This window comes from Ruegeria sp. AD6 (genome assembly GCF_056542325.1).
Window position 1 is genome coordinate 150,612 of the sequence record NZ_JBQFZQ010000002.1, and the last position, 25,453, is coordinate 176,064.

The window sequence follows — 25,453 nt, forward strand, 5'->3', positions numbered from 1 at the left end:
ATTGCCCCTTCCCTGACGTAACGGTTCGGGGCAAAGCTTTACGCCCGGCCGTAAGCCTCTGCAATGGCAACCTGCATCGCATCTTCCGGGTCGCGATTGCCCCATGTCACCAGCTGGATCGCCGGGTAGTAGCGCTCGGCGCTCATGACAGCGGCGGTGATCATGGTATCGATCTGATCCGGGCTTGCCATCTGGCCACCGGCCAGCACCAATCCGTAGCGATAAACCATCAGCTTCTGGTTCGCCCAATATGTGAACGCCCCCGCCCAGCACTGATCATTCATCCTGTTCAGCAGCTCATAAAGCTCGCTCTCACGCTCGGACGGTGGTTCCATCTCGAACGAGCAGACCATGCGCAGCGTTTCATCATAGTTGGACCACGCCAGAGTAATGGAATATGTCCGCCACTGCCCCTCAACAGCCATGGCGATCTGATCGTCGCCGATGCGGTCAAAATCCCAGTCGTGATGTTCGGCCAGATGTTCAACAATATCGATCGGATGAAGGTCTTCTTCGAGAAACTGCTCGGAAAGGGCCATAATGCCACCTCACTAATCTCTAGCATTTCGGGGCTGGCAGCGCCCCAGCGCTAGTTGCCTGCTCTACAAGCCGGGCTTCCCCCATGGGCCTGTACTAAATATGGTGCGCCGCTGGATGGAATCTGGCAACCCTATTTCTTGGGGATAACAGCAATAAGTTGTGGAAAGTCAGCAACGGCGAACAAAATATTGGCACTTGCGCCAGCTTTGTCTTGATTAATTCCTGCAAGACGGCAAGATACACACCACCGCCCAATCCGGAGTTGGATTGCGCGGCGTTCGCTTTGTCTGAAAAACTTGGATTTGGACGTTACTTGTCCAGTTTCGACTCAAGCGCGGCGATGCGCGCCTCAAGTGCTGCATTCTCTTCCCGGGCCTTCTGGGCCATGGCGCGCACGGCATCAAATTCTTCACGGGTAACAAAGTCGCGGTCGGCCAGCCAGCGGTCGATCATGGACTTCATCGCATTCTCGGCTTCTTCCCGCGCGCCCTGCGCCACACCCATGGCGTTGGTCATCAGCTGGGAAACATCGTCGAGGATCTTGTTGCGGGTCTGCATGGTTATTCTCCGATTGCGGGCTTTTCCCTATATGGGGAATGATTGGCGCAGGCTCAAGGTTGACTTGCCCCGTAAACCCCGGGCAATGAGACGCACATGCAGGCTGTTCTGAATTTCCCCGATCTGTCACCCGAATTGTTCTCGATCTCACTCTTCGGGATAGAGTTCGCCTTAAGATGGTACGCGCTGGCCTATATCGCGGGTATTCTGATTGCCTGGCGGCTGGCCATTGTCGCGCTGCGCCGCCCTGCGCTGTGGCCCAATGACACGCCGCCGATGAAGCCCGAACAGCTGGACGACCTGCTGACATGGATCATTGTCGGTGTCATCCTTGGCGGTCGGCTTGGGTTTGTGCTGTTTTATCAACCGGCTTACTACCTGTCGCACCCGACCGAGATTCTGAAGGTCTGGCAAGGCGGAATGGCCTTCCATGGCGGTTTGCTGGGCGTCATCCTTGCGTCTTATCTATACGGTCGGCGTCACAAAATCCCGATCCTGTCGCTGGGCGATCTGGTCGCCTACACGGTTCCGCCCGGCCTGCTGCTGGGGCGGCTGGCCAATTTCGTCAATGCCGAGCTTTGGGGCCGACCCAGTGAGCTGCCATGGGCCGTGTTCTTCCCCGGCATGGCCGCGCAGGATTGCCCCGGCGTCGTCGCGGGAATGTGCGCTCGCCACCCCTCGCAGCTTTATGAGGCCGCGCTTGAGGGCGTTTTGCTGGGCGCGGTCCTGCTGTGGCTGGTCTACCGTCGCGGGGCCTTTCACGCACCGGGCCGGATCATGGGGGTGTTTCTGGCCGGGTACGGCGCTTCCCGCTTTATCGTTGAGTTCTTTCGGCAACCGGACGCGCAATTTGTCTCGCCCGGCAATCCGCTGGGTCTGGCATGGCATGTCGGCGGCTATGGCCTGACCATGGGGCAGTTGCTGTGCCTGCCCATGATCGCGCTGGGCTTATGGTTCGTCCTGCGCGCGCGGCACTCGGCATGAGTCTGTCGGACCACCTGATCGCGCGCATCCGTCAGGATGGCCCGATGAGCGTGGCTGAATATATGACCGACTGCCTGTTGCATCCCAAGCTGGGCTATTACAGCACCCGAGACCCGCTTGGGGCGCAGGGGGATTTCATCACTGCCCCCGAGATCAGCCAGATGTTTGGCGAGCTGATCGGGTTGTCGCTGGCCCAATGCTGGATCGATCAGGGACGCCCCGCGCCTTTTACCCTTGCCGAACTTGGCCCCGGACGCGGCACGCTGATGGCCGACGCACTGCGCGCCACGCGACAGGTGCCCGGTTTTCACGACGCGGCCGAGGTCTGTCTGCTGGAAGCGTCGCCTGCATTGCGTAAGGTTCAGGCCGAAACGCTGAACCAATTCGAGCCCCGATGGATCGAAAACACTGCCGACCTGCCGGAACAGCCCTTGTTCCTGATCGCCAACGAATTTTTCGACGCCCTTCCGGTTCGTCAGTTCATCCGTGACGGCGACGGCTGGCGCGAACGGCTGATCGGAGAATCGGACGGCGCGCTTGCCTTCGGTCTGGGCCCGAATGCGCCTCAGGTCGCGTTAAAGGACAGGCTAGGCGACACCAAAGACGGTGATCTTGTCGAACTCTGCGCGGCTGCAATCCCGATCATGACGGTCCTCGCCAGTCGTATTGCAACCCATGGTGGGGCCGCTTTGATCATTGACTATGGCGATTGGCATTCACTGGGCGACACCTTGCAGGCGCTAAAGGCGCATGAACAGTCTGATCCGTTAACCGATCCGGGGCAGTGCGATCTGACGGCGCATGTGGATTTTGAACCGCTGGCCATTGCCACACGCGCGGCAGGTTGCGCGCATACGCGGCTGACCCCTCAGGGTGTCTTCCTTGAACGGTTGGGAATCACGGCCCGGGCGCAGGCCTTGACGAAAGCCGTGGACGGTTCAACGCAAGAACAGGTGATTGCTGCACATCGCCGGTTGACGCATCCCGATGAAATGGGAAACCTGTTCAAAGTGCTGGGCCTGTATCCATCACATTCAGCACCACCGCCGGGACTGGAGCCATGACACTGGAAATTCTGACCTCTGAAATGCTCGCCCCCGTGCGCCACGGCTTTTTTACCCGCCGGGGCGGTGCGTCGTCCGGGATCTTTTCGGGGTTGAATTGCGGCCATGGATCGTCGGACCAAACCGAAGTGGTCGCACTGAATCGCAGACGTGTGGCAGAAGCCATGGAGGTGACGCCTGACGAACTGGTTGGCGTTCATCAGGTGCATTCCCCAACCGTCTTGACCATCGATGCCCCGATAAAGGGCGAGAAGCCCAAGGCCGATGCGGTCGTCACGGCAACGCCAAACCTTGCCCTGACGATTCTGACCGCAGATTGCCAACCGGTGCTGTTTGCCGATCCGGACGCCAATGTGATCGGGGCCGCCCATGCCGGGTGGCGCGGCGCGCTGGATGGCGTGCTCGAAGCCACTCTGGAGGCCATGGAATCACTCGGCGCGACACGCGATAACACCCGTGCTGTCATCGGGCCGTCAATCTCGCAGCGCGCCTATGAGGTCGGGCCCGAGTTTCTGGACGATTTTCTGGCCGATTCCCCCGAAAACAGCCGGTTTTTCGCCAATGGTCACGAAGACAGGCTGCAATTCGACCTGCCCGCGTTCGGCCTGCACCGGCTGCGACAGGCCGGTGTCGGGCACGCCGAATGGACCCGTCACTGCACCTATTCCGACCCGGATCGCTTTTATTCCTACCGCCGTGCGACGCATGCAAAAGAAGCCGATTACGGACGTCTGATTTCTGCGATCAGATTGTAGAATTAGCCTCGATTAAGGCAATCCCGCCACCTTTCCGCCACATTCATTGTGTTTACCTGAGGGCAGAATCGTAGCGTAATTTTTTGCCAGTACTCAGATGGTTATCTGACTTTCAGACATGTGAATTCTGGCACCTCAACACGGAGGATCTGTCAAACTTCACCTTCTGTCCTGATATTTTCCCGGATACGTCACATCACTGCCGCAAATCTGCGTCACATATGGGTTACAAAAGGAAAAAGGGGCGTCAGACCCCGCGTCAGAGCAGGATCAGAAATGAAATCGAAGTCTCGTTTTCTCAGCGCGGTTGTTGCGGCCGCGCAGGACCAGAAACTGGAAATGCCGTGGAAACGAGTTTCTAGCAATTCTGTCAGGGTCGCCCGCCGGTTGGCAGCGCGTCGCTGAAAATGAAGCCCTCGGGACCAAGCTGCCGGTCCTTTTGGGAAACGCGTGTCAGGGATGCTCCGACCTGATGTGCGTTCGGTCGCATAACGCTATGCGGCCTTTGGTTCAGGGGTGTGTGTGCGGGCAATTTCAGCCTGCAAAGTACGAGTTTGTCTGGGGGGTCAATGTGTTGACCAATGGAATGCGACGTTTTTCTCGCTGTGCACTGCGATTACGGGTGCCCAAAGGTCTCTCATTCATTTCAAGGCAAAGAACTGTTCCGTCAGGCGGGCCTGCACGGGGGCACGCCCCGTCTGTTCGGAAATTAGAGGGGAAGGAATATTAATGACTATTCCTAATTCACTGGCCCGCGCAGCCAGAAATGCCGTCGAAACGTCGGCTTTACTGCGCGAGGCTCCAAGACCAACCGCCAAACCCAAGGCGCAACTGCGCCGATACGAGGTTTGCACGCTGCTCGATAACGGGGATATCGCGCAGACACGCCACATCGCACCGGCTCTGCCCATGTTCGAAGACGCGTTTTGCGCCTTTTCGCGCGGCTCGCTGGTCGAGACAGAACAAGGACCGATGGCAATCGAAGATCTGTTGCCGGGGGATACGGTCCTGACGCAGGATGGCACATCGGAAACCATCGTTTGGAAAGGGTCAGTTACTCTGATCCCCGGGCGCGAGGATTCGCGGGGGCGCACACGACCTCTGACGCGAATCATGGCCGACACGTTTGGAATGCAAAAGCCGATGTCAGGCGTTATCGCAGGCCCGGCGGCGCGTTTGCTGGGGACACCTGCGCATTTGCGACACCTGCATGGCGACGCGCCGGTTTTGACGCCAGTTGCGGAATTTCAGGATGGGATGAGCGTGATTGAAACAATGCCGCCGACCCCGGTGGAACTGTTTCACATTTGCCTCAGAAAACATTCGGTCATTCGGGTTGATGGTTTACAGTTCGAAACCTATCACCCAGGAGTAAACGCGGTTCGGATGATCAGCCATTCCTTGCGGTCGATTTACCTGAACCTGTTCGCGCATATCGAATCGCTGAGCGATTTTGGCCCGCTGCTGATGCCGCGCGCCGGAGACGGAGAGGTGGACGCGATCACTGCGTAAACGTTAACGATTACTGCATCCTGGGGGCATTATGCAGATATTACTAAGTTGGATTGTATCCTTGGCGGTCGCAGCAATGCTGCCGCCCTGTCAAACACATCAGAATCAGATGCGGTTCACGCCGTCCGGTTCATGCGTTCTTCCAGAACGTCGAATGGCACGCCTGGTTCGTCTTTTGCGCCGCGGATAACAAGCGACGTTTTAACGCTGGCCACGTTCGGCGTGGTCAGCAACTCTCCGGTCAAGAACTGCTGAAAGTTGCTGAGATCGGGGGCCACGCATTTCAGAATGAAATCTACCTCGCCATTCAGCATGTGGCATTCACGGACCAATGGCCATTCACGGCACCGGTCTTCAAAAGCGCGCAGCTCGGCTTCGGCCTGACTGTCCAGACCGACCATTGCAAAAACCTGCACCTCAAACCCCAGTTCGCGCGCGCTGACTTCGGCGTGGTATCCGGTGATATAGCCGGATTCCTCCAGCGTGCGCACACGGCGCAAACAGGGCGGGGCCGAAATCCCGACGCGTTTGGCCAGTTCGACATTGGTCATGCGACCGTCTGCCTGCAACTCTGCCAGAATCTTACGATCAATCTCATCCAGCCGCGTCGTGACCATAAAATGCTCCTGATTTTTTCGGTTCTTATATCAGCACCCACCGAGTGCGCAATAATGTTTCGCAGGGGCGCAATATTATTCGGTGACGGGTCGCGAATTTGCCCGCGCCTGGGAAAATGAGCCCGGACAGGAAAGGGCTTTAAGCCCTGCCCCCGCGTCGCTATATCGGGGCGACGGGCAAACGGCCCAATTCAGGCAGTTCGAGCGGGGGTACAATGGCCGACACACGACACACCAAGGTTCTGATCATCGGATCTGGACCGGCAGGATATACCGCAGGCGTCTATGCCAGCCGGGCGATGCTGGAGCCCATTCTGGTGCAGGGAATCGAGCCCGGCGGGCAGTTGACCACCACGACCGAGGTTGAAAACTGGCCCGGCGATACCGAGGTTCAGGGCCCCGATCTGATGGTGCGCATGCAGGACCACGTCAAGGCGATGGGCTGCGAGGTGATCGGCGATATCATCAACGATCTGGATCTCAGCCAGCGCCCCTTCACCGCCAAGGGTGACAGCGGGACCACATACACGGCCGATGCCGTCATTCTGGCGACAGGCGCGCGCGCCAAGTGGCTGGGCCTGCCGTCGGAAGAGAAATTCAAAGGCTTCGGCGTTTCGGCCTGCGCCACCTGCGACGGGTTCTTCTATCGCGGGCAAGAGATCGTTGTGATCGGCGGCGGCAACACCGCCGTGGAAGAGGCGCTGTTCCTGACCAACTTCGCCAGCAAGGTGACGCTGATCCACCGCCGTGACGAATTGCGGGCCGAAAAGATCCTACAGGATCGCCTGTTAAAGAACGAAAAGATCGAGCCGCTGTGGTTTCACCAACTGGAAGAAGTGGTTGGCACCGATGCACCTTTAGGCGTCGAGGGTGTCCGCGTGAAAAACGTCAAGACCGGCGAGATCACCGAGATCCCCTGCAAAGGCGTCTTCGTCGCCATCGGCCACGCGCCCGCGAACGAGTTGGTCAAGGACACGTTGGACACCCATATGGGCGGCTATGTCGTGACCAAGCCGGGCTCGACCGAAACGTCCGTACCGGGCGTTTTTGCGGCGGGCGACCTGACCGACCACATCTATCGTCAGGCCGTGACCAGCGCCGGAATGGGCTGCATGGCCGCGCTGGATGCGGAACGTTTTCTGGCGGAACAGGAATAAGTCTGGGGCCAGGGGTGTGGCTGAACCCCACACCCTTGGCCGTTTTTCCCGCACCTATGCAGGTCGGCTTGACCCTTGCCGGGCGGCCCCGCACACTCGGCCCTGACGAAGCATTTGCGGGTACTGGCATTGGACAACGCACTCTGGCGCGGCGGGTGGGCAACCCGGCTCAGGATCGGCAGCGGTCTGGTTCTGTTCGTCTTTGCCTTCTTCCACTTCATCAATATCGGTCTGGGCCTGTTTCACACCGACTATCTGCACGGGATGCAGGATGGCCGAAAAGCGGTCACACGGCATGATTTCGTCAGCGTCTTGCTCTATGCGGCGCTGATCGTGCATGCGGGGTTGTCGCTGGCCTCGATCGCCCAGCGCAGAACGCTCAGGATGCCGCTCAGCACCGCGTTGCAGATCGTGCTGGGCCTGCTGATCCCGCTGCAACTGATTTCCCACATCATTCACACGCGCGTCGCCCACGAGATTTACGGCGTCAATGATGAGATGGGCTATATCATCATCCTGATGTGGCCCAGCTCGGCAGTCTGGATGCAAAGCCTGCTGCTGTTGATTGTATGGGTCCATGGCTGCATCGGGTTGCACATGTGGCTGCGCCTGACGTCGTGGTGGTCGAAAACCGTGCCCTACCTGATCGGCGTTGCGGTCTTTGTTCCGTCGTTCGCGCTGGCGGGCGTTCTGACCGAGGGCCGGCGCATCTGGGCCGATTTCGCGGATGAGTTTCTGCGACAACAATATATCGAGCATTACAACTGGCCCTCACCCGAAGCCTTCCAAACCATGTTCACGGTCAAGGATAACGCGGTTCTGGCCTTTCTGATCACTCTGGGCGCTTGCGGGGCCATCTTTGTCGGGCGCAAGCTTTGGCGTCGCAGGCACTCGGTTCGCATCAAATATGCACGTGGGCCCGAGGTCGTCGCAGAAAAGGGCATGACCTTGCTGGAAATCTCACAAGCCAATGGCATTCCCCACACTGCGCTGTGTGGCGGCAAGGGGCGGTGCACCACCTGTCGCGTCATTGTCGAAGAGGGCGGCGCCCAGCTTGAGGCCCCCAGCGATGTCGAGGCCCGCAGTCTGGCAGCGGTCGGGGCCTCTGCGCAAACACGGCTGGCGTGCCAGATTCACCCGACCGAGCCGCTGACCGTCTTTCGCGTGTTTCGCCCCGATGGCGGGCGCAATCGGGGCCATGCAAGCCAAGGGCAGGAACGGCAACTGGCCGTTCTGTTTTTGGACATGCGCGGGTTCACGGCCCGCACGACCGGCCAATTGCCCTATGACATCGTCTTTCTGTTGAACCGGTTTTTCGATGCAATCGTTCCAGCCATTACCGACGCAGGCGGCATTGTCGACAAATACATGGGCGATGGCCTGCTTGCGGTGTTCAACAAGCCCGACGCAACGGCGTCAGCGAAGGCCGGGTTGCGGGCGGCGATAGAGATCAGCCTGGCGCTGGACAGCTTCAATCAACGGCTAGAGGCTGAAGGCAGCCCCGGCATCCGCATCGGCATGGGCTTGCATCTGGGCGATCTGGTGTTGGGTGAGATCGGCGCGGCGGGCCATGCCTCGCAAACGATTATCGGCGATGCGGTCAACGTCGCCAGCCGCCTGGAAAGCGAAACCAAGGCGCTGGGCGTCGAGTTGTTGGTGTCGGACGAGTTGCTGCAAGCCGCTGACCTGACAATCAACCCCGACCGCATCCGCCTGTTCCAATTGCGCGGCGTCAGCCAACCCGTACCGGCGCTGCCGGTCACCCGTGCCGCCGACCTGCGCGAGGCATCGGTGACACAAGAACAGGCATACTCTGGCTGACCCGAAATCGCATTCGGTCCGGAACTGCGGTCGCAATCCGACGTAGCATATGGAAAATCCTTCCATTTCGGAGGAAATCAGCGCATATCGTCCTTTGTTTCACAACCGCTTGTGGACTTCGGGCCAAAGTCGGGGCAAACGCCCCTCAAAAGACCGAGAATCACCGGCAATCCAACACTGCGACAAGAGTATTCTGATGACGATGTTAAGTAATCTGGCCCCGATCCCTGAATTGTATGTGTCCTACGAGTCGGCACAGAAACTGAAGGTCGACGCCGCCGATCTGACCAGCTGGGATCTGAGCCCGCGCCAAATCTGCGATCTGGAACTGCTGATGAATGGCGGGTTCAACCCGCTCAAAGGCTTCCTGTCCGAGGCCGATTACGACAACGTCGTCGAGAATATGCGTCTGGCCGATGGCACCCTGTGGCCGATGCCAATCACGCTGGACGTCAGCGAGGATTTTGCAGACAACATCGAGCTGGGTCAGGATATTGCCCTGCGCGATCAGGAAGGCGTTATTCTGGGCACCATGACCGTGACCGACCGCTGGACGCCGGACAAGGCACGCGAGGCTGAAAAGGTGTTTGGCGCCGATGACGACGCGCACCCTGCGGTGAACTATCTGCACAACGTCGCCGGTAAGGTCTATCTGGGTGGTCCCGTTGTCGGCATCCAGCAACCGGTGCACTATGATTTCCGCGCCCGCCGCGACACCCCGAACGAGCTGCGCGCCTATTTCCGCAAGCTGGGCTGGCGTCGCATCGTTGCGTTCCAAACCCGCAACCCGCTGCACCGTGCACATCAGGAACTGACCTTCCGCGCCGCCAAGGAAGCGCAGGCCAACCTGTTGATTCACCCGGTTGTCGGCATGACCAAACCGGGCGATGTGGACCACTTTACCCGCGTCCGCTGCTATGAGGCGGTGCTGGACAAATACCCCGCGTCCACCACCTCGATGTCGCTGCTGAATCTGGCGATGCGCATGGCTGGCCCGCGCGAGGCGGTCTGGCACGGCCTGATCCGCGCCAACCACGGCTGCACCCATTTCATCGTCGGCCGCGACCATGCTGGCCCCGGCAAGAATTCCGCCGGTGAGGATTTCTATGGTCCCTATGATGCACAGGACCTGTTCCGTCAGTTCCAGGATGAAATCGGCGTCGAAATGGTCGACTTCAAACACATGGTCTATGTGCAGGAACGCGCCCAGTACGAACCGAATGACGAGATCGCCGACAAGGATAACGTCACGATCCTGAACATCTCGGGCACCGAACTGCGCCGCCGTCTGGCTGAAGGTCTGGAAATTCCGGAATGGTTCAGCTTCCCCGAGGTTGTGGCCGAGCTGCGCAAGACCAAGCCGCCGCGCAGCCAGCAGGGCTTTACCGTGTTCTTCACCGGCTTTTCGGGCTCGGGCAAATCCACCATCGCCAACGCGCTTATGGTCAAGCTGATGGAGATGGGTGGCCGTCCGGTCACGCTGCTGGATGGGGACATCGTTCGTAAGAACCTGTCATCCGAGCTTGGTTTCTCGAAAGAGCATCGCGACCTGAACATCCGCCGCATCGGCTATGTCGCGTCCGAGATCACCAAGAACGGTGGTATCGCCATTTGTGCTCCGATCGCGCCCTACGCCACCACCCGTCGCGCGGTGCGCGAAGATGTCGAGCAGTTCGGTGCTTTCTGCGAGGTTCACGTGGCCACCAGCATCGAGGAATGCGAACGGCGCGACCGCAAGGGCCTGTATAAACTGGCGCGTGAGGGCAAGATCAAGGAATTCACCGGCATCTCGGACCCCTACGACGTGCCCCAGAACCCCGAGCTGACGGTCGAGACCGAGAATGTGGATGTGGACAACTGCGCCCATCAGGTTCTGTTGAAGCTGGAAAGCATGGGCCTGATCGCCGCGACCTGATCTAAAGGCAAATTGAATGAAAAGCCCCCGCTTCGCCGGGGGCTTTTTTTGTTTCCAAACTGTCACCGAGCCAAGTTTCGTTTAGCCTTAGCCCAAATCGACCTGTCCGCGCATCAGGATATGACCACAGCCTGCCACCTTGATCCCGGTCATGGCATCACGCGGCCCGACGCGGGTGACCGTCGCCTGCCCGGGACGGCCCATATCGTGGCCCTGCTCGGCAATAAAACTGTCCTTGTCCATCAAGCCGTATTTCCACAGGTAAGCCGCCATCGCGCCGGTTGCTGATCCGGTGAATGGATCCTCGGGCGGGCTGGGCGGTGCCAGCAACAGGCGCGAGAACGTGTCCCCCTCAGATGTCGCGCCTTGCAGCGTCACCAGAAACGGTTCCGCCATGTCCGAGCCCGAATAGCCAGCGGCGGCGGCTACTTCTCGCAATGGCCCTTCATCCAGCCGTGCCGCGCGCAGGGCATCGTGATCGCGCAGGACCGTGATACAGAACGGCAACCCGGTGGAAACCAGTTGCGGCGGCGAGATAATGGCACTTTCCGGCAGGCTGATGGCCGAGGCCACCAATTCCGCTGGAACATGTACGCCGAACTGCGGCGCGACTTGCGTCATTTCGATCTGGTCCCCGATCAACCGGATCGACACAATCCCGGCCCCGGTTTCCAAGGTCAGCGCATCGCCCGAAATCATCCCGCGCGACCGCATCGCGGCAACTGTCGCAATTGTCGGATGCCCGGCAAAGGGAATCTCACGGCTGGCCAGAAAGTACCGGACGCGAATATCGGCCACCTCGGACGGGCCGGTAAAGGTGCATTCTACCAGCGAGGTTTCCCGGACATAGGCCATGCACACATTCTCGGGCAGTTCCGCGCCTTCGTGCACCACGGCACAGCCGTTACCGCCAAAGGCCCGGTCGCTGAACGCGTCTACCCAATCGAAGTCAAACCAGCTCATGCGAAAACTCCCTGACACAGATGATGCGGCGGCGTCCGCCTGTGGTCATGTGTCGCGCGTGTCGCTGGGAATGTCACGCCCTATCCGGTGTGAAGGGGCCGTTCAGTGAACGGCCACCGGGGACAGGTCATGCTGTCGGGCCAGCACAAAGGCCAGCTTGCGGTCGGCCACCAGCGCCAATTGCTGGCCATCCGAGTCGTGTACCGCATAAAGCTGATCCAAATCGCCTGCCTGATCGCGCAGATCACGCGGCAGATCGGCCACCTCGACCGTTTTGACATAAACGATACGGTCGCCTTCGGTGTTGATCTCAATCGGTGTATTCATTGCTCTTACCCCTTCCGTATGTTGATTGTCTGAACCACGGTTTCCGGCACGGCGCGGGTCAGATCCACATGCAGCAGACCGTTTTCCATAATCGCCTCACCGACCTCGACACCGTCCGCCAGCACGAACATGCGCTGAAACTGACGCGCCGCGATGCCACGGTGCAGGAATATGCGCCCCTCGCTGTCGTCGCGTTGACGGCCCCGGATCACCAGCTGGCGATCCTCGATCGTGATCGACAGATCCTCTTCCGCGAACCCGGCCACCGCCAGAGTGATGCGGTACGAAAAGTCCGAGGTCTGTTCGATGTTGTAGGGCGGATACCCTTCATTACCAGCCTTTGCAGACCGTTCCAGAAGGCGTTCCAACTGCTCGAACCCCAAAAGATGCGGGTAAGAGCCAAGAGTAAGTTTTGACACGTTTTCTCGTCCTTTATTGCCAAAGCGACGTGTTGTGCGGCCCCGTTCCGGCAACCGCGCATAATAGAATATGGGAAGAAACCAGGATGTCCACAAGGTCTGGCGCGATAACGTCTGACACACTATCTTGTTGATGACGCACCACAACCAGCCCGAGTCGCCAATGAACGCGCCCACCGACCTTTCGATGAAAACAGATGACGTTCTGCGGGTTGAGCTTGAGGTTTTCCGACGACAGCACCGCGATCTGGACGAAGCTATCGAGGCGCTGCAATCCACCGGAACGGCGGATCAACTGACGATCAAACGGTTGAAAAAGCAGAAATTGCGGCTGAAAGACATTATCCGTCTGATCGAGGATCGCCTTACCCCGGACATCATCGCCTAACGCATTGCCACGAAGGCGGATTTGGATATAGTGCGCGCTCTGCAAACGGGCGGGGATTTAGCGGATGGGTAACGTCAAGGTCGGGATCATCATGGGCAGCCAGTCGGACTGGCCCACGATGAAAGAAGCCGCAGATATTCTGGACGAGTTGGGTGTGGCTTATGAAAAGCGCATCGTGTCGGCCCATCGCACACCGGACCGTCTTTGGGACTATGGCAAAACCGCTGTTGAACGTGGTCTGAGCGTGATTATTGCCGGTGCAGGCGGTGCGGCGCATCTGCCGGGCATGATGGCGTCGAAAACCCGCGTGCCGGTGATCGGAGTTCCGGTGCAGACACGGGCCTTGTCGGGGGTCGATTCGCTTTATTCCATCGTGCAGATGCCCAAGGGGTTTCCTGTTGCTACCATGGCGATCGGATCGGCGGGCGGCGCAAATGCGGGGCTGATGGCTGCCGGTATTCTGGCCCTGCAGGATGACGCTTTGGCCGAACGGCTGGATGCGTGGCGCGCGGCCCTGTCAGCCTCAATCGCTCAAGAGCCCGAGGGATGAGCCGCATCGGCTTTGTCGGAACCGGGCACATCGCAGCGCCGATGGTGCGTTTTCTGGCGGCCAAGGGGCATGACATCTGCGTCACCCAGCGCAACGCCGAGGTGTCCTCGCAACTGAAATCGGAACTCGGCGTGACAGTCACGGACCCGCAAACCGTGATTGACGCCTCTGAGATCGTCTTTCTGTGCCTGCGCCCTCATGTGGCCGCCGACATTCTGACCCCGCTGACGTTCCGCGCCGATCAGCAAATCGTGTCGGTCATGGCTGCAGTCCCTTCGGATCAACTGGCCGAGCTTTGCGCACCTGCGAAGGATTTTGTTCAAACCATTCCTCTGGGCTTTCTGGAAACCGGCGGGTGCCCTCTGGCCGCATTGGGCAATGATCGCCTTCTGGCCGATCTGTTCGAGCCGGAAAACCCCGTGATCAGGGTCGAGAGTGAGGCCGCCCTGAATGCCCATTTCGCGATTTGCGCCATGGTGCCGGGCCTGCTGGATCTGATGGCAACCGGGTCGGAATGGCTGGCCGGGCAGACAGGCGACGCAGACAGTGCGGAATTTTATACAACACAGCTGTTCTCGGGCTTTCTTTCCGCGATGGAAAAAGGCAAAGCGGGGCGACTGGCGGCCGAACGAGATGCGCTGGCCACCGATGGAACGCTGAGCCTGCAAATGACCGAGAGTTTACGTTCGGGCAAAGCACATGACGCGCTGAACGCGGCCCTGGCGGCGATTGGCAAACGGTTGGAGACCTGATGATGACAAAGATGCTCGCCCCCGGCGCAACGATTGGAATTCTGGGCGGTGGTCAATTGGGCCGGATGCTATCGGTTGCGGCGGCACGGCTGGGCTTTGTCAGCCATATCTATGAGCCCGGCGCAAACCCGCCTGCGGGACAGGTCGCAGATCGGGTGACAACGGCGGCCTATGACGATGCCGAGGCGCTGAAAGCCTTCGCGGAATCGGTCGATGTCATCACCTATGAATTCGAAAACATCCCCACCGAGGCGCTGGACATTCTGGAAGCCCACCGCCCCATTCGCCCCGGACGCGAGGCACTGCGGGTCAGTCAGGACCGCCTGACCGAAAAGACATTTCTTCAGGATCTGGGACTGAACACTGCGCCCTTTGCGGACATCACCGATATGGCCAGCCTTGAGGCCGCGATTGACCAAATCGGCGCGCCTGCCATCCTGAAAACCCGCCGCTTTGGCTATGACGGCAAAGGACAGGCGCGCCTGAGCACGCCCGAGGATGCCGAGACGGCTTTGGCCGACATGGCCGGAGCACCTGCGATTCTGGAAGGCTTCGTCAATTTCAGCCACGAGGTATCAATCATCGCGGCGCGCGGTCTGGACGGTCAGGTGGCCTGTTTCGATCCCGGCGAAAATGTCCATCGCGATGGCATTTTGCGTACAACGACCATCCCTGCCCGACTGCGGCCTGCGCAACGCAGCGACGCGATCCTGCTGGCGGCCAATATTCTGAACGCGTTGGACTATGTCGGCGTGATGGGTGTCGAGCTGTTTGTGACGCCAGAGGGCCTGATCGTGAATGAAATCGCCCCGCGCGTCCACAACTCGGGCCACTGGACGCAGAATGGCTGCGCCGTGGATCAGTTCGAACAGCATATCCGGGCAGTAGCTGGCTGGCCTCTGGGTGATGGCCAACGTCATTCGGACGTGGTGATGGAGAACCTGATTGGTGACGACATGGACCGCGTACCTGAATTGGCGCAGGAACGGGATGTCGCCCTGCATCTGTATGGCAAGGCCGAGGTCAAGCCGGGCCGCAAGATGGGTCATTTCAACCGGATCGTTCGGGGCTGAAAATCGCGCTGACGCGCGATGCCTCCGGCGGAGGTATTTTTGAACAGAAGAAGGCGGGCCGGGATCAGGTGATGAACCGGGCCGCGATATCTCCGGACATGTAGCTGACGCGCCCTGCCGCCAGCGTCGCGGCGACACGGTAGGTTTGCGCGTCCAGAATGACCAGATCGGCGCGTTTGCCCGGTTCAAGCGTGCCGCGATCCGTCAGGCCAAGAACACTTGCGGGACCGGACGAGATCAGGCCCCACGCGCCTGCCAAATCCAGAACGCCGGACTTGGCCAGCATCAGCGCGGCACGGCGGGGGCTGGGATAGTGGTAGTCCGACGCCAGAGCGTCGCAAAGGCCCATCGCGACAAGTTCGACCGCGCTTGCATTCCCTTTGTGCGACCCACCGCGCACAACGTTCGGCGACCCGAGTATGACGTGATCACCGGCCAGGCGCGCGGCCTCGGCCGCCTCCAACGTTTCCGGAAACTCGGCGATCAGGGCACCCTGATCCCGCCACCAGGCACGGGTCTCGGCGGTTGCGTCGTCATGGCTGCCCAGACGAACACCCATTTCCGAGAGCTCGGCGCTGAGCGCCTCAACCGCTGCGGGAACGTCACCCCGGCGCGCGTGCATGTCGAGAAGCAATTCGAAATGCGCGTCAGGATTGCGTCCGGCTTTCAACGCCTGCCCGGTCAGGCGCGGCGGCTTTTTGCCCTGGGCCAGCCGGTCATGTGGCAAGTGGTCGTTGAACACCACGTAAGGGACCTGCCAATCGGCGATGCGCCGGGCCATACCAGCGTAATCGTCGAGCATATTGGTCTCGAACCGCAATTGCGGGATCAGATCGGTGACTGTGTCGGTTTTGACGGCCCGGATCGCCTCAAACACCTGCCCCGCGAACTCCGGGCCCCGCACACCGCCTTCCCAGCTGTAGAACTGGGCCAGCACGGCGGTCGTGATCCCGTTTGCGGCCAGTTCGGCCTCGACGGACAGGATGCCTTCGTTCATCTGCTTCATCGCACCACGACGCGGGGCGATGTGGCGTTCGAATCCGTCGCCGTGAAGGTCGATGATCCCCGGCAGAACGAGATAGCCGGACAGGTCAACCTCGCGCCCGACCTGCGTTTCCTGCACCTGCCCGTCGGCGATCGAAAGCGGCGCGCGAGACAGACCCTCTTGCGGCAACAGCACCTCTGCGCCGGTCAGCGTAAGGTTTAGGCGGGTCATCGCGTCGGTTCCGAGTCAGGCTCGGAACAATCTTCGCCGATACAGATTTCTTCGATGACGTCGAGCACGCTGTCGAGCCACGTGATTTGCGGATCAAACTGTCCGAATTCGATGAAATGCAGCGCCTGCGCCATGACGCGTGGGTTGTTCATCATGAAGGTATGCGTGACCGGCAAAACGATGTGATCTGCCATGCCGTCGAGCTTCGTTGTCTCAACCGACACTTTGCCATCATCGGGACCGTCGATCAGCGATGAGAACAAAGGGTTCAGAGAATTCTCGCCCGCGATCACGCCCAGATCGAAATCCACGGCAGGCAGTTTGCGCGGGATGCCTTCCGGACCCGTTCCCAGTTGCAATCCGGCGGGGCCGTTCAGATAGCCGAACACTTCCCACGCACTGAGTTCGTCGACCAGTTGGCTGCCCTGATTGGGCGGGCCCAGCATGACTGCGCGACCCATGTTTTCGGGATGGTTGTCCTGCAACCAATAGCGCAACAGGATGCCGCCCATCGAATGCGCCACAACGTTGGCCTCGTCCTCACCACAGGCCGCAAACGCGTCCGGCAGGGTTTGTTCGGCCAGTTCGGGTATGCCCATGTCGGTCGACGGGTATCCGGGCCGAACGACCGTATAATCATGGGCCTTGAACAGCTGCTCCATCACCGAAAATGACGCCTCGGTCCGTGCCAGCCCATGCAGCAGGATCACGCATTTCGCACTTGCCGCGGCAGGCAGACACAGGAAAATCAGGGCGCACAGAAGTCTCATACCCGCCCAATAGCGCCGATCTGAAGCTGTGGAAAGACCTACCCTCGGGTCCGGCGCAGAACGGCCAGGGCGATTCCGCCCAGAACCAAAGCCGTCCCTGCCACCAGGCGCGGGCCAGCAACCTCGCCCAACAAGACAACACCTCCGACGATGGCGATCACCGGCACGCTGAGTTGAACCACCGCCGCAACCGACGGGGAAAGCTGCGGCAGCACACGGTACCAAAGCGCATAGCCCAGGCCCGATGTCACGCCCCCAGACAACGCGGCCAGCAGATACCCCAAACCGGTCATTTGCCAATTGCCACCCATACCGACCAGCACCAGCCCTGTGATCGGCAAGGCAACCACAAAGTTCGCAGCCGTGCCTGCCAGCGCGTCCGGTTCGGACCGTCCTGCCAAGGAATACACCGCCCAGCCCAACCCGGCCGCAACCATCAGCCCCGCGCCCAGCGCATCGACGTGAACCGAACCGCTGGGCCACAGCACATAGGTCAGACCCGCCAACGCAATCCCGGCCCCTGCGACCTGCCGCATGGTCGGCGTCGCCCCCATGATTGCGCCGACGGCAAACATGGTAATCTGCACAACCGCAAACAGGATCAACGCGCCCAGACCCGCGTCGAGGGTCAAATAGGCCAGCGAAAACCCGATCATATAGAGGGACAACGATCCAGCCCCCACAATCCGCCTGCGCGAACGCAGCGGTAGTGCGACGCCGCGCAGCAGTACCAACGCCCACAGAACCGCCGCACCGGACATCACCCGAAACACTGCGAAGCTGGCCGGGTCACTGGCGCCGCTGTCAATCGCCAGCCGGTTCAGGATCGAGTTCGCCGCAAAGGCGCACATGGTCAGGGCGGTCAGCAGAAGCAATCTCATTCCAACCGCATAGCCGGTTCCGCTGGGTTTGCACACTCACATTGCCTCAGCCGACCCAAATCTTCTTCTATTCAAAAATACCTCCGCCGGAGGCATAGCCGCGCAGCGGCTATTCAAAACGAAACGGGGCCGCCCGAAGGCGACCCCATAACTCAGTCTTCCAAAAAGACGACGTCTTACATCATGCCGCCCATGCCGCCCATGTCGGGCATGCCGCCACCGGGTGCTGCGCCTTCTTTGGCAGGCTTGTCGGCAACCATTGCTTCGGTGGTGACCAGCAGGCCAGCAACCGATGCCGCATCTTCCAGAGCGGTGCGGACAACTTTGGCCGGGTCGATCACGCCGAACGAGAACATGTCGCCATATTCTTCGGTCTGAGCGTTGAAGCCAAATGCAGCGTCCGACGATTCACGGACCTTGCCAGCAACAACCGCACCGTCAACACCTGCGTTTTCAGCGATCTGGCGCAGCGGCGCTTCGATGGCCTTGCGAACGATGTTGATACCCGCGTTCTGGTCAGCGTTTGCACCTTCCAAAGCTTCCAGTGCTTTACCGGCCTGAACCAGCGCAACACCACCGCCCACGACAACGCCTTCCTGCACAGCAGCGCGGGTCGCGTTCAGAGCATCGTCCACACGGTCCTTACGCTCTTTCACTTCGACTTCGGTCATGCCGCCGACGCGGATCACGGCAACACCGCCTGCCAGTTTGGCAACACGCTCTTGCAGCTTCTCACGGTCGTAGTCGCTGGTGGTTTCTTCGATCTGAGTGCGGATCTGGCCAACGCGGGCTTCGATCTCGGCTTTCTCGCCTGCACCGTCAACGATGGTGGTTTCGTCTTTGGTGATTTCGATTTTCTTGGCGGTGCCCAGCATGTCCATGGTGACGGACTCAAGCTTCATGCCCAGATCTTCGCTGATGACCTGACCGCCGGTCAGGATCGCGATGTCCTGCAGCATGGCTTTGCGGCGATCGCCGAAGCCCGGTGCCTTGACAGCAGCAATTTTCAGGCCGCCGCGCAGTTTGTTGACAACCAGAGTTGCCAGCGCTTCGCCTTCAACGTCTTCTGCGATGATCAGCAGCGGCTTCTGCGACTGGATTACCTGCTCCAGCAACGGAACCATCGGCTGCAGCGAGGACAGTTTCTTTTCGTGCAGCAGGATCATGCAGTCGTCGAGCTCTGCGATCATCTTGTCTGCGTTGGTGACGAAGTAGGGCGACAGGTAGCCGCGGTCGAACTGCATACCTTCGACAACATCGGTCTCGGTTTCCAGACCTTTGTTTTCTTCGACGGTGATAACGCCTTCGTTGCCAACCTTCTGCATCGCATCCGCGATCTGCTGGCCAATCTCGGCTTCGCCGTTGGCCGAGATGGTGCCAACCTGAGCAACTTCGGCCGAGTCTTTGACTTCACGCGATGCGTCTTTGATGCCCGCAACAACCTTGGCAGTTGCCAGGTCGATGCCGCGCTTCAGGTCCATCGGGTTCAGGCCAGCTGCAACCTGCTTGAGACCTTCGCGAACGATGGCCTGTGCCAGAACAGTTGCGGTGGTGGTGCCGTCGCCGGCTTCGTCATTGGTGCGGCTGGCGACTTCTTTCACCATCTGCGCGCCCATGTTTTCGAACTTGTCTTCCAGTTCGATTTCCTTGGCAACCGAAACACCGTCTTTGGTGATGCGCGGTGCGCCGAAGGATTTGTCCAGAACCACGTTGCGGCCTTTGGGGCCCAGGGTCACTTTGACAGCGTCGGCCAGGATGTTCACGCCTGCCAGCATGCGGTTACGGGCATCGGTGTCGAACTTGACGTCCTTTGCAGCCATGTCGTTTCTCCTTGAGAAATAAGTTGGAAATGAAGATCAGAGAAAGCGTTTGGGCTTACTCGATGATCCCCATGATGTCGCTTTCTTTCATCATCAGCAGCTCTTCGCCGTCGACCTGAACCTCGGTGCCCGACCATTTGCCGAACAGGATCTTGTCGCCAGCTTTCACAGCCATTGCGATCAGCTCGCCGCTGTCCTTGCGCGCGCCTTCGCCGGTTGCGACGACTTCGCCTTCGCTTGGCTTTTCTTTTGCGCTGTCAGGAATGATCAGGCCGCCTGCGGTTTTCTCTTCGCTTTCTGTACGGCGAACCAGCACACGGTCATGAAGCGGTTTCAATGCCATCTTTGCAGCTCCTTGGGCTCAAAGTTTATCTATCCTCCCCTCACCGGCTGGTGAGGCGTTAGCACTCGGGGTGTGTGAGTGATAACGACGCATAGCTAGGGGGTCTGAAACCCCGAGTCAACAAGCCGATACGGATTTTTTGCCACAAAGGGTCAGTCGGCCTGTTCCCAACTGTAAGCCCAGTGTTTCAGGCCCTTGGACCCTGCATCCGACAATGCATAGATGCCTTTTTCGACCTTGTCGAACCAGCCGTAATGGTTTTCGCGCATCAAACGGGTGGCGGCGGGCACGCCGGTGGCCGATGCGACCGCAGCCCCCTTGGTGGCACCATGTTCAGCCAGATGGGCGGCGCATTTCAGCGCATCCTGCCGATAGGCCGTAACGATCCCATGACGGGTTGCGCCGCCCGCGTTTGGGTCCCCTTCCAACCGGTCAAATTCGCGCAACATCCGCGCGGCCTTGGCTTTGTTCTTGCGCGGCGCATACGGGCCGGGATCGCACTGAACCTCGACAACCCCATCCTTGCGAACAGTGATCAGGCCCAGCCCCAATCTGCGGCACAGGGCCAGATTGTCCCGCAAGGCACGCCGGGCCGTGCGTCCGGTCGGTTTGCTGACCCCCAGATACACCTGATCGCTAATCCGCAGCCGCGCGACAGCCTGATGGAACAAGGCCAGTGAGAACCGCAGTTTCAACTCGACGATCACCGGCTCGGACCCGTCGCGCATGGCGACAATATCGGCTGCGCCGACCTCACCTTTGACGGTATAGCCCTGCCCCTCCAACATTGCCTTGATCGGGGGGTAAAGATCCTGCTCGCGCTCCATGCGCCCATGCTATGCGTTTTGGGCTGAAATGCCAGACGGGTTGCCTTGAATATGCTGCATTTGCATGACTACATCCTTGGTCGTCCCGCCTGACAAATCTCTGAGGTTCATCCATGCGTCTGTTGGCCCTGTTCGGTTTTCTGCTACTCCCCATGACGGCCAACGCCGCGTGTGAGGGGCATGATGTGCGCCCGCTTATGTCCGAAGCGGACCGCTCGGAACTGCATCAGGCACTGGCTGACATCCCCTATCCGGAAGGAAACCACTGGATCGCCCGCAAGGGCGACACCACGCTGCATCTGATCGGCACATTGCACACAAACGACGCGCGCATGGATGCGGTGGTCGAACGGTTGGCGCCAACCTTGAGCCGGGCCGACGCCTTTTATTTCGAGGTCACTCAGGCCGAGATGAACACGTTTGAGCAGGGCTTGGCCAAGGACCTGAGCCCGGTAATGATCACTTCGGGGCCCACATTGATTGAGCTGATGAGTGCCGAGGATTGGGCCGCCCTGTCAGGGTCGCTGACGGAACGGGGCATTCCAAGCTGGATGGCCGCCAAGATGCGGCCCTGGTTTCTGAGCATGATGCTGGGCATTCCGCCCTGCCTGATGCAGAACCCCGACGCGAAATACGGCATGGACGCGCGTCTGACAGATCTGGCCGAGGCCAACGGCATCCCCCAGCACTCGCTGGAACGGATCGAAGACCTGATGACCATGTTCGACGATCTGCCGCTGGATCAGCAGGTGGACTCGTTGGTGCGACTGGCCGGGGCGATGCAAAGCGACGCCAATCATCTGACCACCATGGCCAATGCCTATCTGGAGGAACAGCACGCCCAGATCCTGCAACTGGCGCGGTTGCAGGGGCTTGAGGCCTCGGGCCTGTCGGAAACCGAATACAACGCGGAATGGGACCAGTTCGAACATAAACTGCTGGTGACCCGCAACGCGAATTGGATGAGGCATATTCTGGCCATTCAGGATCAAACCGCCGTCATCGCCGTGGGTGCCGGGCATCTCAGCCATGATTTCGGTCTTCTCGCCTTGCTGGAACAGGAAGGATACGCCCTGACCCGCGCGCCGTTCTGACCCAGGCGCATAGCAGACCAACAGTCGCAGCAGGCCGCAACCGGGTGACAAGCGGTGCCTTGCGCCCTATAAGGCGCGCAAATTTCCAATCCTCAGGATAGCTGACATGACAACCCTCGTATTTGGCCACAAATCTCCCGACACAGACTCGACCGGTTCTCCGATCCTGTGGTCGTGGTACCTGAATGAAGTGAAAGGCGAACAGGCCGAGCCCGTTCTGCTGGGCGAACCCAACACCGAAGCGGCTTATATGCTGCAACGCTGGGACCTGCCCAAGCCGCGTATCATCGACGATGTCGAGGCCGACGCGCCGGTTGTTATCGTGGACACCAACAACCCGGCGGAACTGCCCGCCAGCGTCAACAGCGCCGACATCCGCGCGATCATCGACCACCACAAGCTGGTCGGCGGGCTGGAAACCAAGGGCCCGATCGACATCACCGTGCGCCCGCTGGCCTGCACGGCAACCATCATGGTTGACCTGATGGGCGACTATGCCGCCAAGATGCCCGAAGCCGTCAAAGGCGCGGCGCTGACCTGCATCTTGTCGGACACGCTGGAATTCCGCTCGCCCACCACCACCGCGCATGACCGCGCCGTGGCCGAGAAGCTGGCGGCTGAACTGGGTCTGGACGTCTCGGCCTATGCGGCTGACATGTTTGCAGCGAAGTCGGATGTGTCCTCGTTCTCGGACGCCGAACTGATCCGCATGGACAGCAAGGAATACGAAGTCGACGGCACCAAGTTCCGCGTTTCTGTTCTGGAAACCACCGCGCCGGGCGTTGTGCTGGACCGAAAAGACAGCCTGGCTGCATCCATGGTCGATGTGGCAAAGGAGGACGGTGTTGATCAGGTGCTTCTGTTCGTCGTGGACATCCTGAACGAAGAGGCCACCTTGCTGGTCCCGAACGATCTGGTCAAGACCGTTGCCGAGAAAAGCTTTGGTGCATCGGTTGAGGGCGACGCCGTTGTCCTGCCCGGCATCATGAGCCGCAAGAAACAGATCATCCCGAACCTGAAGGTCTGATCTTCTGCCATACCCGTGTGAAAGGCGCCCGAACCGGGCGCCTTTTTCTTTTTACGAGGCTCTGCCTCGCGCTCCGGGATATTTTTAGCCAGATGAAGAACGGATCCCTTGCTTCATCTGGCCCGAAATATCCCGGGGGAGACGCCCGGCACGGGCGGCGGGGGCAGAGCCCCCTCTGGCAAAACCCGTCAAGCTCTGCCATAGGCTTGGCAGCCGCAGTTCATCGCCGAAAGAGACCCAATGACCCAGATTATCTCCTCTCTGACCGAGATCTCCGACCGTTATAAGGCGCTTTTTGTCGATCTCTGGGGCTGCGTTCACAACGGTATCACCGCCTATCCCGAAGCGGTGGCAGCGTTGCAGGCCTACCGCGCCGCCGGCGGGTTGGTCGTGCTGGTAACAAACTCTCCCAAACCGCGCGCCGGGGTCGCATCGCAGCTGACCCAGTTCAACGTGCCTGCTGATGCCTATGACACGATCGCAACCAGCGGAGATTCCGCGCGGTCCGCCATGTTCCGCGGCGCGGTCGGGCACAAGGTGTATTTCATGGGGGAATGGCAGCGCGATGCGGGGTTCTTTGAGCCGTTGAAGCTGCTGCACCACCCCATCCACATCGAACGTGTTCCGCTGAAAGAGGCTGAGGGCATCGTCTGCTGCGGACCCTTCGATCCAATGGCGGACCCCGATGTGAACCGGCCCGACTTCCTGTATGCCAAGCAGATGGGCATGAAGCTGCTCTGTGCGAATCCTGACATCGTTGTTGACCGGGGCGAGGTGCGTGAGTGGTGCGCGGGGGCTCTGGCAAAGCTTTACACCGAGATGGGTGGCGAGAGCCTGTATTTCGGCAAGCCCCACCCGCCCATCTACGATCTGGCCCGCCGCCGCCTTCAGGAATTGGGCGCAGATGTTGCCGACTCTGACATCCTTGCCATTGGCGATGGCCCCCACACCGACATCCTGGGCGGGATGGGAGAGGGAATCGATACCATGTTCATCTCGGGCGGATTGGCGGCGGCCGAAACAAAAACGTCGCACCATCCACACGCTGAATCCTTAACTGACTATATACAAAGGGAAAAGATCAGCCCGACATATACAATCGGTCGCTTGCGGTAGTCATTTTTGACTTGATTTTCTGCAGTTGCGAAGTAATAAAGTTGCCAACCTAGGCCTGATGGTGGATTTTTCTTTCACGGCCAACTTCGAGTGAGGGCAACATGTTGGACAATCTTCCACGCGGAACGATCTGTATCGAAGACATCGAGATGGGCATGTCCCGCCACCTGCGCAAAGTGGTGACGGATGAGGATATCGAGATGTTCGCGCAGGTTTCGACCGACCGGAACCCGGTGCATCTGGATGACGATTATGCGCGTGACACGATCTTTGAAGGGCGCATCGCCCATGGGATGCTGACGGCGGGTCTGATCTCGGCCGTGATCGGTGAGCAGCTGCCTGGCCATGGCACCGTATACATGGGTCAGTCGCTGAAATTCCTGGCCCCCGTGCGCCCCGGCGACATGGTGTATGCCGAGGTGAAAGTCATCGACATCGACTTTGCCAAACGCCGCGTCAAGCTGGATTGCCATTGCTCGGTCGACGGCAAGAAGGTCCTGATTGGTGAGGCGATGGTTCTGGCTCCGTCGCGCAAGTTCGACTGAGCCTTGATCACATCACGTCACAGCAAAGGCGCCCGGAATGGCGCCTTTTTTGTTGTCACCATGCAAGATCACGGGATCATAGCGGGATAGCTTTTCATCGGGCCGATGGGTCGATTAATGCCCCGCTTCAATTCCTATTTCACCTGCACCAGCCCCCGCAGTGGCAGTTCCCTGCTATGTCGATTGTTACGTGAAACCGGTTGTGCAGGTTGGCCTGACTCTTAATTTCACGCGCCATCCCCGTCGGATTGGCCTAGGTGATGCAAACCCTCGGTCTTGATCCGGATCTGGCGCAGGGCGTCGAAACGCCGACGGCCAAACTCTGGGACGCCACGAACAGGGACTGGGTTCGGCAATACGTGGCTGAGACGCAGCGCAAGCAAGACCAATCAGGTGCTTGAACCCGCCTGACAGTCCAG

The 25,453-nt window shown here is 59.8% G+C and carries 29 protein-coding genes; 17 read left to right on the forward strand and 12 right to left on the reverse strand.

Going from position 1 to position 25,453, the window contains the following annotated elements; all coding sequences use genetic code 11:
• Nucleotides 1-38: 38 nt before the first annotated feature.
• A complete protein-coding gene (locus ACR0KJ_RS07660) occupies nucleotides 39-539 on the reverse strand; it encodes a YbjN domain-containing protein (protein WP_170452647.1) in 501 nt (166 codons plus the stop codon).
• Between the two features lie 310 nt (nucleotides 540-849).
• On the reverse strand, nucleotides 850-1,098 hold the full coding sequence (locus ACR0KJ_RS07665) for an accessory factor UbiK family protein (RefSeq protein ID WP_480626351.1): 249 nt from the start codon (nucleotides 1,096-1,098) through the stop codon (nucleotides 850-852).
• Nucleotides 1,099-1,194: 96 nt separating this feature from the next.
• Here ACR0KJ_RS07665 and lgt point away from each other — a divergent pair, with 96 nt between their 5' ends.
• The 4 genes from lgt to ACR0KJ_RS07685 all read left to right on the forward strand — a co-directional run bounded on the left by lgt (nucleotide 1,195) and on the right by ACR0KJ_RS07685 (nucleotide 5,413).
• Nucleotides 1,195-2,082: a prolipoprotein diacylglyceryl transferase gene (lgt, locus tag ACR0KJ_RS07670; RefSeq protein ID WP_480626352.1), complete on the forward strand. Its 888-nt coding sequence runs from the start codon at nucleotides 1,195-1,197 to the stop codon at nucleotides 2,080-2,082.
• Nucleotides 2,079-3,146 carry a class I SAM-dependent methyltransferase gene (locus ACR0KJ_RS07675; protein WP_480626353.1) on the forward strand — a complete coding sequence of 356 codons (1,068 nt, stop codon included), beginning with the start codon at nucleotides 2,079-2,081 and terminating at the stop codon, nucleotides 3,144-3,146. The genes lgt and ACR0KJ_RS07675 overlap by 4 nt, the downstream gene beginning before the upstream one ends.
• On the forward strand, nucleotides 3,143-3,901 hold the full coding sequence (gene pgeF / locus ACR0KJ_RS07680; protein ID WP_480626354.1) for a peptidoglycan editing factor PgeF: 759 nt from the start codon (nucleotides 3,143-3,145) through the stop codon (nucleotides 3,899-3,901). The genes ACR0KJ_RS07675 and pgeF overlap by 4 nt, the downstream gene beginning before the upstream one ends.
• Nucleotides 3,902-4,630: 729 nt before the next feature.
• Nucleotides 4,631-5,413, forward strand: coding sequence for a Hint domain-containing protein (locus ACR0KJ_RS07685; RefSeq protein WP_170521706.1), 783 nt, complete (start codon nucleotides 4,631-4,633; stop codon nucleotides 5,411-5,413).
• 116 nt (nucleotides 5,414-5,529) lie between these two features.
• On the opposite strand, the gene ACR0KJ_RS07690 is transcribed toward ACR0KJ_RS07685, so the two are convergent.
• Nucleotides 5,530-6,030: an Lrp/AsnC family transcriptional regulator gene (locus tag ACR0KJ_RS07690; RefSeq protein WP_170452655.1), complete on the reverse strand. Its 501-nt coding sequence runs from the start codon at nucleotides 6,028-6,030 to the stop codon at nucleotides 5,530-5,532.
• A gap of 215 nt (nucleotides 6,031-6,245) precedes the next feature.
• Between ACR0KJ_RS07690 and trxB the strand changes: the two genes are divergently transcribed.
• From trxB to ACR0KJ_RS07705, 3 genes are all read left to right on the forward strand, one after another.
• Nucleotides 6,246-7,187 (forward strand): thioredoxin-disulfide reductase, encoded by a 942-nt coding sequence (gene trxB / locus ACR0KJ_RS07695; RefSeq protein ID WP_170452657.1) that lies wholly within the window; start codon nucleotides 6,246-6,248, stop codon nucleotides 7,185-7,187.
• A gap of 129 nt (nucleotides 7,188-7,316) precedes the next feature.
• Nucleotides 7,317-9,008, forward strand: a complete 1,692-nt coding sequence (locus tag ACR0KJ_RS07700) for an adenylate/guanylate cyclase domain-containing protein (RefSeq protein ID WP_480626355.1) — start codon at nucleotides 7,317-7,319, stop codon at nucleotides 9,006-9,008.
• A 196-nt stretch (nucleotides 9,009-9,204) separates the two neighbouring features.
• Entirely contained in the window at nucleotides 9,205-10,923 is a 1,719-nt protein-coding gene (locus tag ACR0KJ_RS07705) for a bifunctional sulfate adenylyltransferase/adenylylsulfate kinase (protein WP_170452661.1), read from the forward strand.
• An 87-nt stretch (nucleotides 10,924-11,010) separates the two neighbouring features.
• Here the strand turns inward: ACR0KJ_RS07705 and ACR0KJ_RS07710 are convergent, their stop codons facing one another.
• The 3 genes from ACR0KJ_RS07710 to ACR0KJ_RS07720 form a co-directional block, all read right to left on the reverse strand.
• Complete coding sequence (locus ACR0KJ_RS07710) at nucleotides 11,011-11,886, reverse strand: PhzF family phenazine biosynthesis protein (protein ID WP_480626356.1); 876 nt, start codon at nucleotides 11,884-11,886, stop codon at nucleotides 11,011-11,013.
• A 102-nt stretch (nucleotides 11,887-11,988) separates the two neighbouring features.
• Nucleotides 11,989-12,213: a DUF1150 family protein gene (locus tag ACR0KJ_RS07715; protein ID WP_050604806.1), complete on the reverse strand. Its 225-nt coding sequence runs from the start codon at nucleotides 12,211-12,213 to the stop codon at nucleotides 11,989-11,991.
• A gap of 5 nt (nucleotides 12,214-12,218) precedes the next feature.
• Nucleotides 12,219-12,632 carry an Hsp20 family protein gene (locus ACR0KJ_RS07720; RefSeq protein WP_058275530.1) on the reverse strand — a complete coding sequence of 138 codons (414 nt, stop codon included), beginning with the start codon at nucleotides 12,630-12,632 and terminating at the stop codon, nucleotides 12,219-12,221.
• Nucleotides 12,633-12,795: 163 nt separating this feature from the next.
• On the opposite strand from ACR0KJ_RS07720, the gene ACR0KJ_RS07725 reads away from it, so the two are divergent.
• The 4 genes from ACR0KJ_RS07725 (at nucleotide 12,796) to ACR0KJ_RS07740 (ending at nucleotide 15,395) form a co-directional block, all read left to right on the forward strand.
• Nucleotides 12,796-13,020 carry a DUF465 domain-containing protein gene (locus ACR0KJ_RS07725; protein ID WP_170453145.1) on the forward strand — a complete coding sequence of 75 codons (225 nt, stop codon included), beginning with the start codon at nucleotides 12,796-12,798 and terminating at the stop codon, nucleotides 13,018-13,020.
• A gap of 64 nt (nucleotides 13,021-13,084) precedes the next feature.
• Nucleotides 13,085-13,570: a 5-(carboxyamino)imidazole ribonucleotide mutase gene (gene purE, locus ACR0KJ_RS07730; RefSeq protein WP_170452665.1), complete on the forward strand. Its 486-nt coding sequence runs from the start codon at nucleotides 13,085-13,087 to the stop codon at nucleotides 13,568-13,570.
• A complete protein-coding gene (locus tag ACR0KJ_RS07735; RefSeq protein ID WP_170622863.1) occupies nucleotides 13,567-14,322 on the forward strand; it encodes an NAD(P)-binding domain-containing protein in 756 nt (251 codons plus the stop codon). Before purE ends, ACR0KJ_RS07735 begins: the two co-directional genes overlap by 4 nt.
• Nucleotides 14,323-14,324: 2 nt before the next feature.
• A complete protein-coding gene (locus ACR0KJ_RS07740; RefSeq protein ID WP_170736465.1) occupies nucleotides 14,325-15,395 on the forward strand; it encodes a 5-(carboxyamino)imidazole ribonucleotide synthase in 1,071 nt (356 codons plus the stop codon).
• Nucleotides 15,396-15,459: 64 nt separating this feature from the next.
• Here ACR0KJ_RS07740 and ACR0KJ_RS07745 read toward each other — a convergent pair whose 3' ends face one another.
• From ACR0KJ_RS07745 to ACR0KJ_RS07770, 6 genes are all read right to left on the reverse strand, one after another.
• On the reverse strand, nucleotides 15,460-16,611 hold the full coding sequence (locus ACR0KJ_RS07745; protein WP_170452670.1) for an alpha-D-ribose 1-methylphosphonate 5-triphosphate diphosphatase: 1,152 nt from the start codon (nucleotides 16,609-16,611) through the stop codon (nucleotides 15,460-15,462).
• A complete protein-coding gene (locus ACR0KJ_RS07750) occupies nucleotides 16,608-17,381 on the reverse strand; it encodes an alpha/beta fold hydrolase (protein WP_480626357.1) in 774 nt (257 codons plus the stop codon). Before ACR0KJ_RS07750 ends, ACR0KJ_RS07745 begins: the two co-directional genes overlap by 4 nt.
• Nucleotides 17,382-17,419: 38 nt before the next feature.
• Entirely contained in the window at nucleotides 17,420-18,262 is an 843-nt protein-coding gene (locus ACR0KJ_RS07755; protein WP_170452674.1) for a DMT family transporter, read from the reverse strand.
• Nucleotides 18,263-18,438: 176 nt separating this feature from the next.
• On the reverse strand, nucleotides 18,439-20,082 hold the full coding sequence (groL, locus tag ACR0KJ_RS07760) for a chaperonin GroEL (RefSeq protein WP_170452676.1): 1,644 nt from the start codon (nucleotides 20,080-20,082) through the stop codon (nucleotides 18,439-18,441).
• 55 nt (nucleotides 20,083-20,137) lie between these two features.
• Nucleotides 20,138-20,425 carry a co-chaperone GroES gene (gene groES / locus ACR0KJ_RS07765; RefSeq protein WP_170352338.1) on the reverse strand — a complete coding sequence of 96 codons (288 nt, stop codon included), beginning with the start codon at nucleotides 20,423-20,425 and terminating at the stop codon, nucleotides 20,138-20,140.
• A gap of 152 nt (nucleotides 20,426-20,577) precedes the next feature.
• Nucleotides 20,578-21,252, reverse strand: a complete 675-nt coding sequence (locus ACR0KJ_RS07770) for a DUF2161 domain-containing phosphodiesterase (RefSeq protein ID WP_480626358.1) — start codon at nucleotides 21,250-21,252, stop codon at nucleotides 20,578-20,580.
• 113 nt (nucleotides 21,253-21,365) lie between these two features.
• Here ACR0KJ_RS07770 and ACR0KJ_RS07775 point away from each other — a divergent pair, with 113 nt between their 5' ends.
• The 6 genes from ACR0KJ_RS07775 to ACR0KJ_RS07800 all read left to right on the forward strand — a co-directional run bounded on the left by ACR0KJ_RS07775 (nucleotide 21,366) and on the right by ACR0KJ_RS07800 (nucleotide 25,435).
• Nucleotides 21,366-22,346 carry a TraB/GumN family protein gene (locus ACR0KJ_RS07775; RefSeq protein WP_480626359.1) on the forward strand — a complete coding sequence of 327 codons (981 nt, stop codon included), beginning with the start codon at nucleotides 21,366-21,368 and terminating at the stop codon, nucleotides 22,344-22,346.
• A 106-nt stretch (nucleotides 22,347-22,452) separates the two neighbouring features.
• On the forward strand, nucleotides 22,453-23,373 hold the full coding sequence (locus ACR0KJ_RS07780) for a manganese-dependent inorganic pyrophosphatase (protein WP_480626360.1): 921 nt from the start codon (nucleotides 22,453-22,455) through the stop codon (nucleotides 23,371-23,373).
• Between the two features lie 240 nt (nucleotides 23,374-23,613).
• Nucleotides 23,614-24,489 carry a TIGR01459 family HAD-type hydrolase gene (locus ACR0KJ_RS07785; RefSeq protein ID WP_480626361.1) on the forward strand — a complete coding sequence of 292 codons (876 nt, stop codon included), beginning with the start codon at nucleotides 23,614-23,616 and terminating at the stop codon, nucleotides 24,487-24,489.
• A 101-nt stretch (nucleotides 24,490-24,590) separates the two neighbouring features.
• Nucleotides 24,591-25,034 (forward strand): MaoC family dehydratase, encoded by a 444-nt coding sequence (locus ACR0KJ_RS07790; protein WP_170452686.1) that lies wholly within the window; start codon nucleotides 24,591-24,593, stop codon nucleotides 25,032-25,034.
• A gap of 117 nt (nucleotides 25,035-25,151) precedes the next feature.
• Nucleotides 25,152-25,259, forward strand: a complete 108-nt coding sequence (locus ACR0KJ_RS07795; RefSeq protein WP_170452688.1) for a Stf0 family sulfotransferase — start codon at nucleotides 25,152-25,154, stop codon at nucleotides 25,257-25,259.
• A 35-nt stretch (nucleotides 25,260-25,294) separates the two neighbouring features.
• The gene (locus ACR0KJ_RS07800; RefSeq protein WP_170452689.1) at nucleotides 25,295-25,435 is read left to right on the forward strand and encodes a sulfotransferase family protein; all 141 of its coding nucleotides are present in this window, start codon (nucleotides 25,295-25,297) and stop codon (nucleotides 25,433-25,435) included.
• The last annotated feature ends 18 nt before the right edge of the window (nucleotides 25,436-25,453 follow it).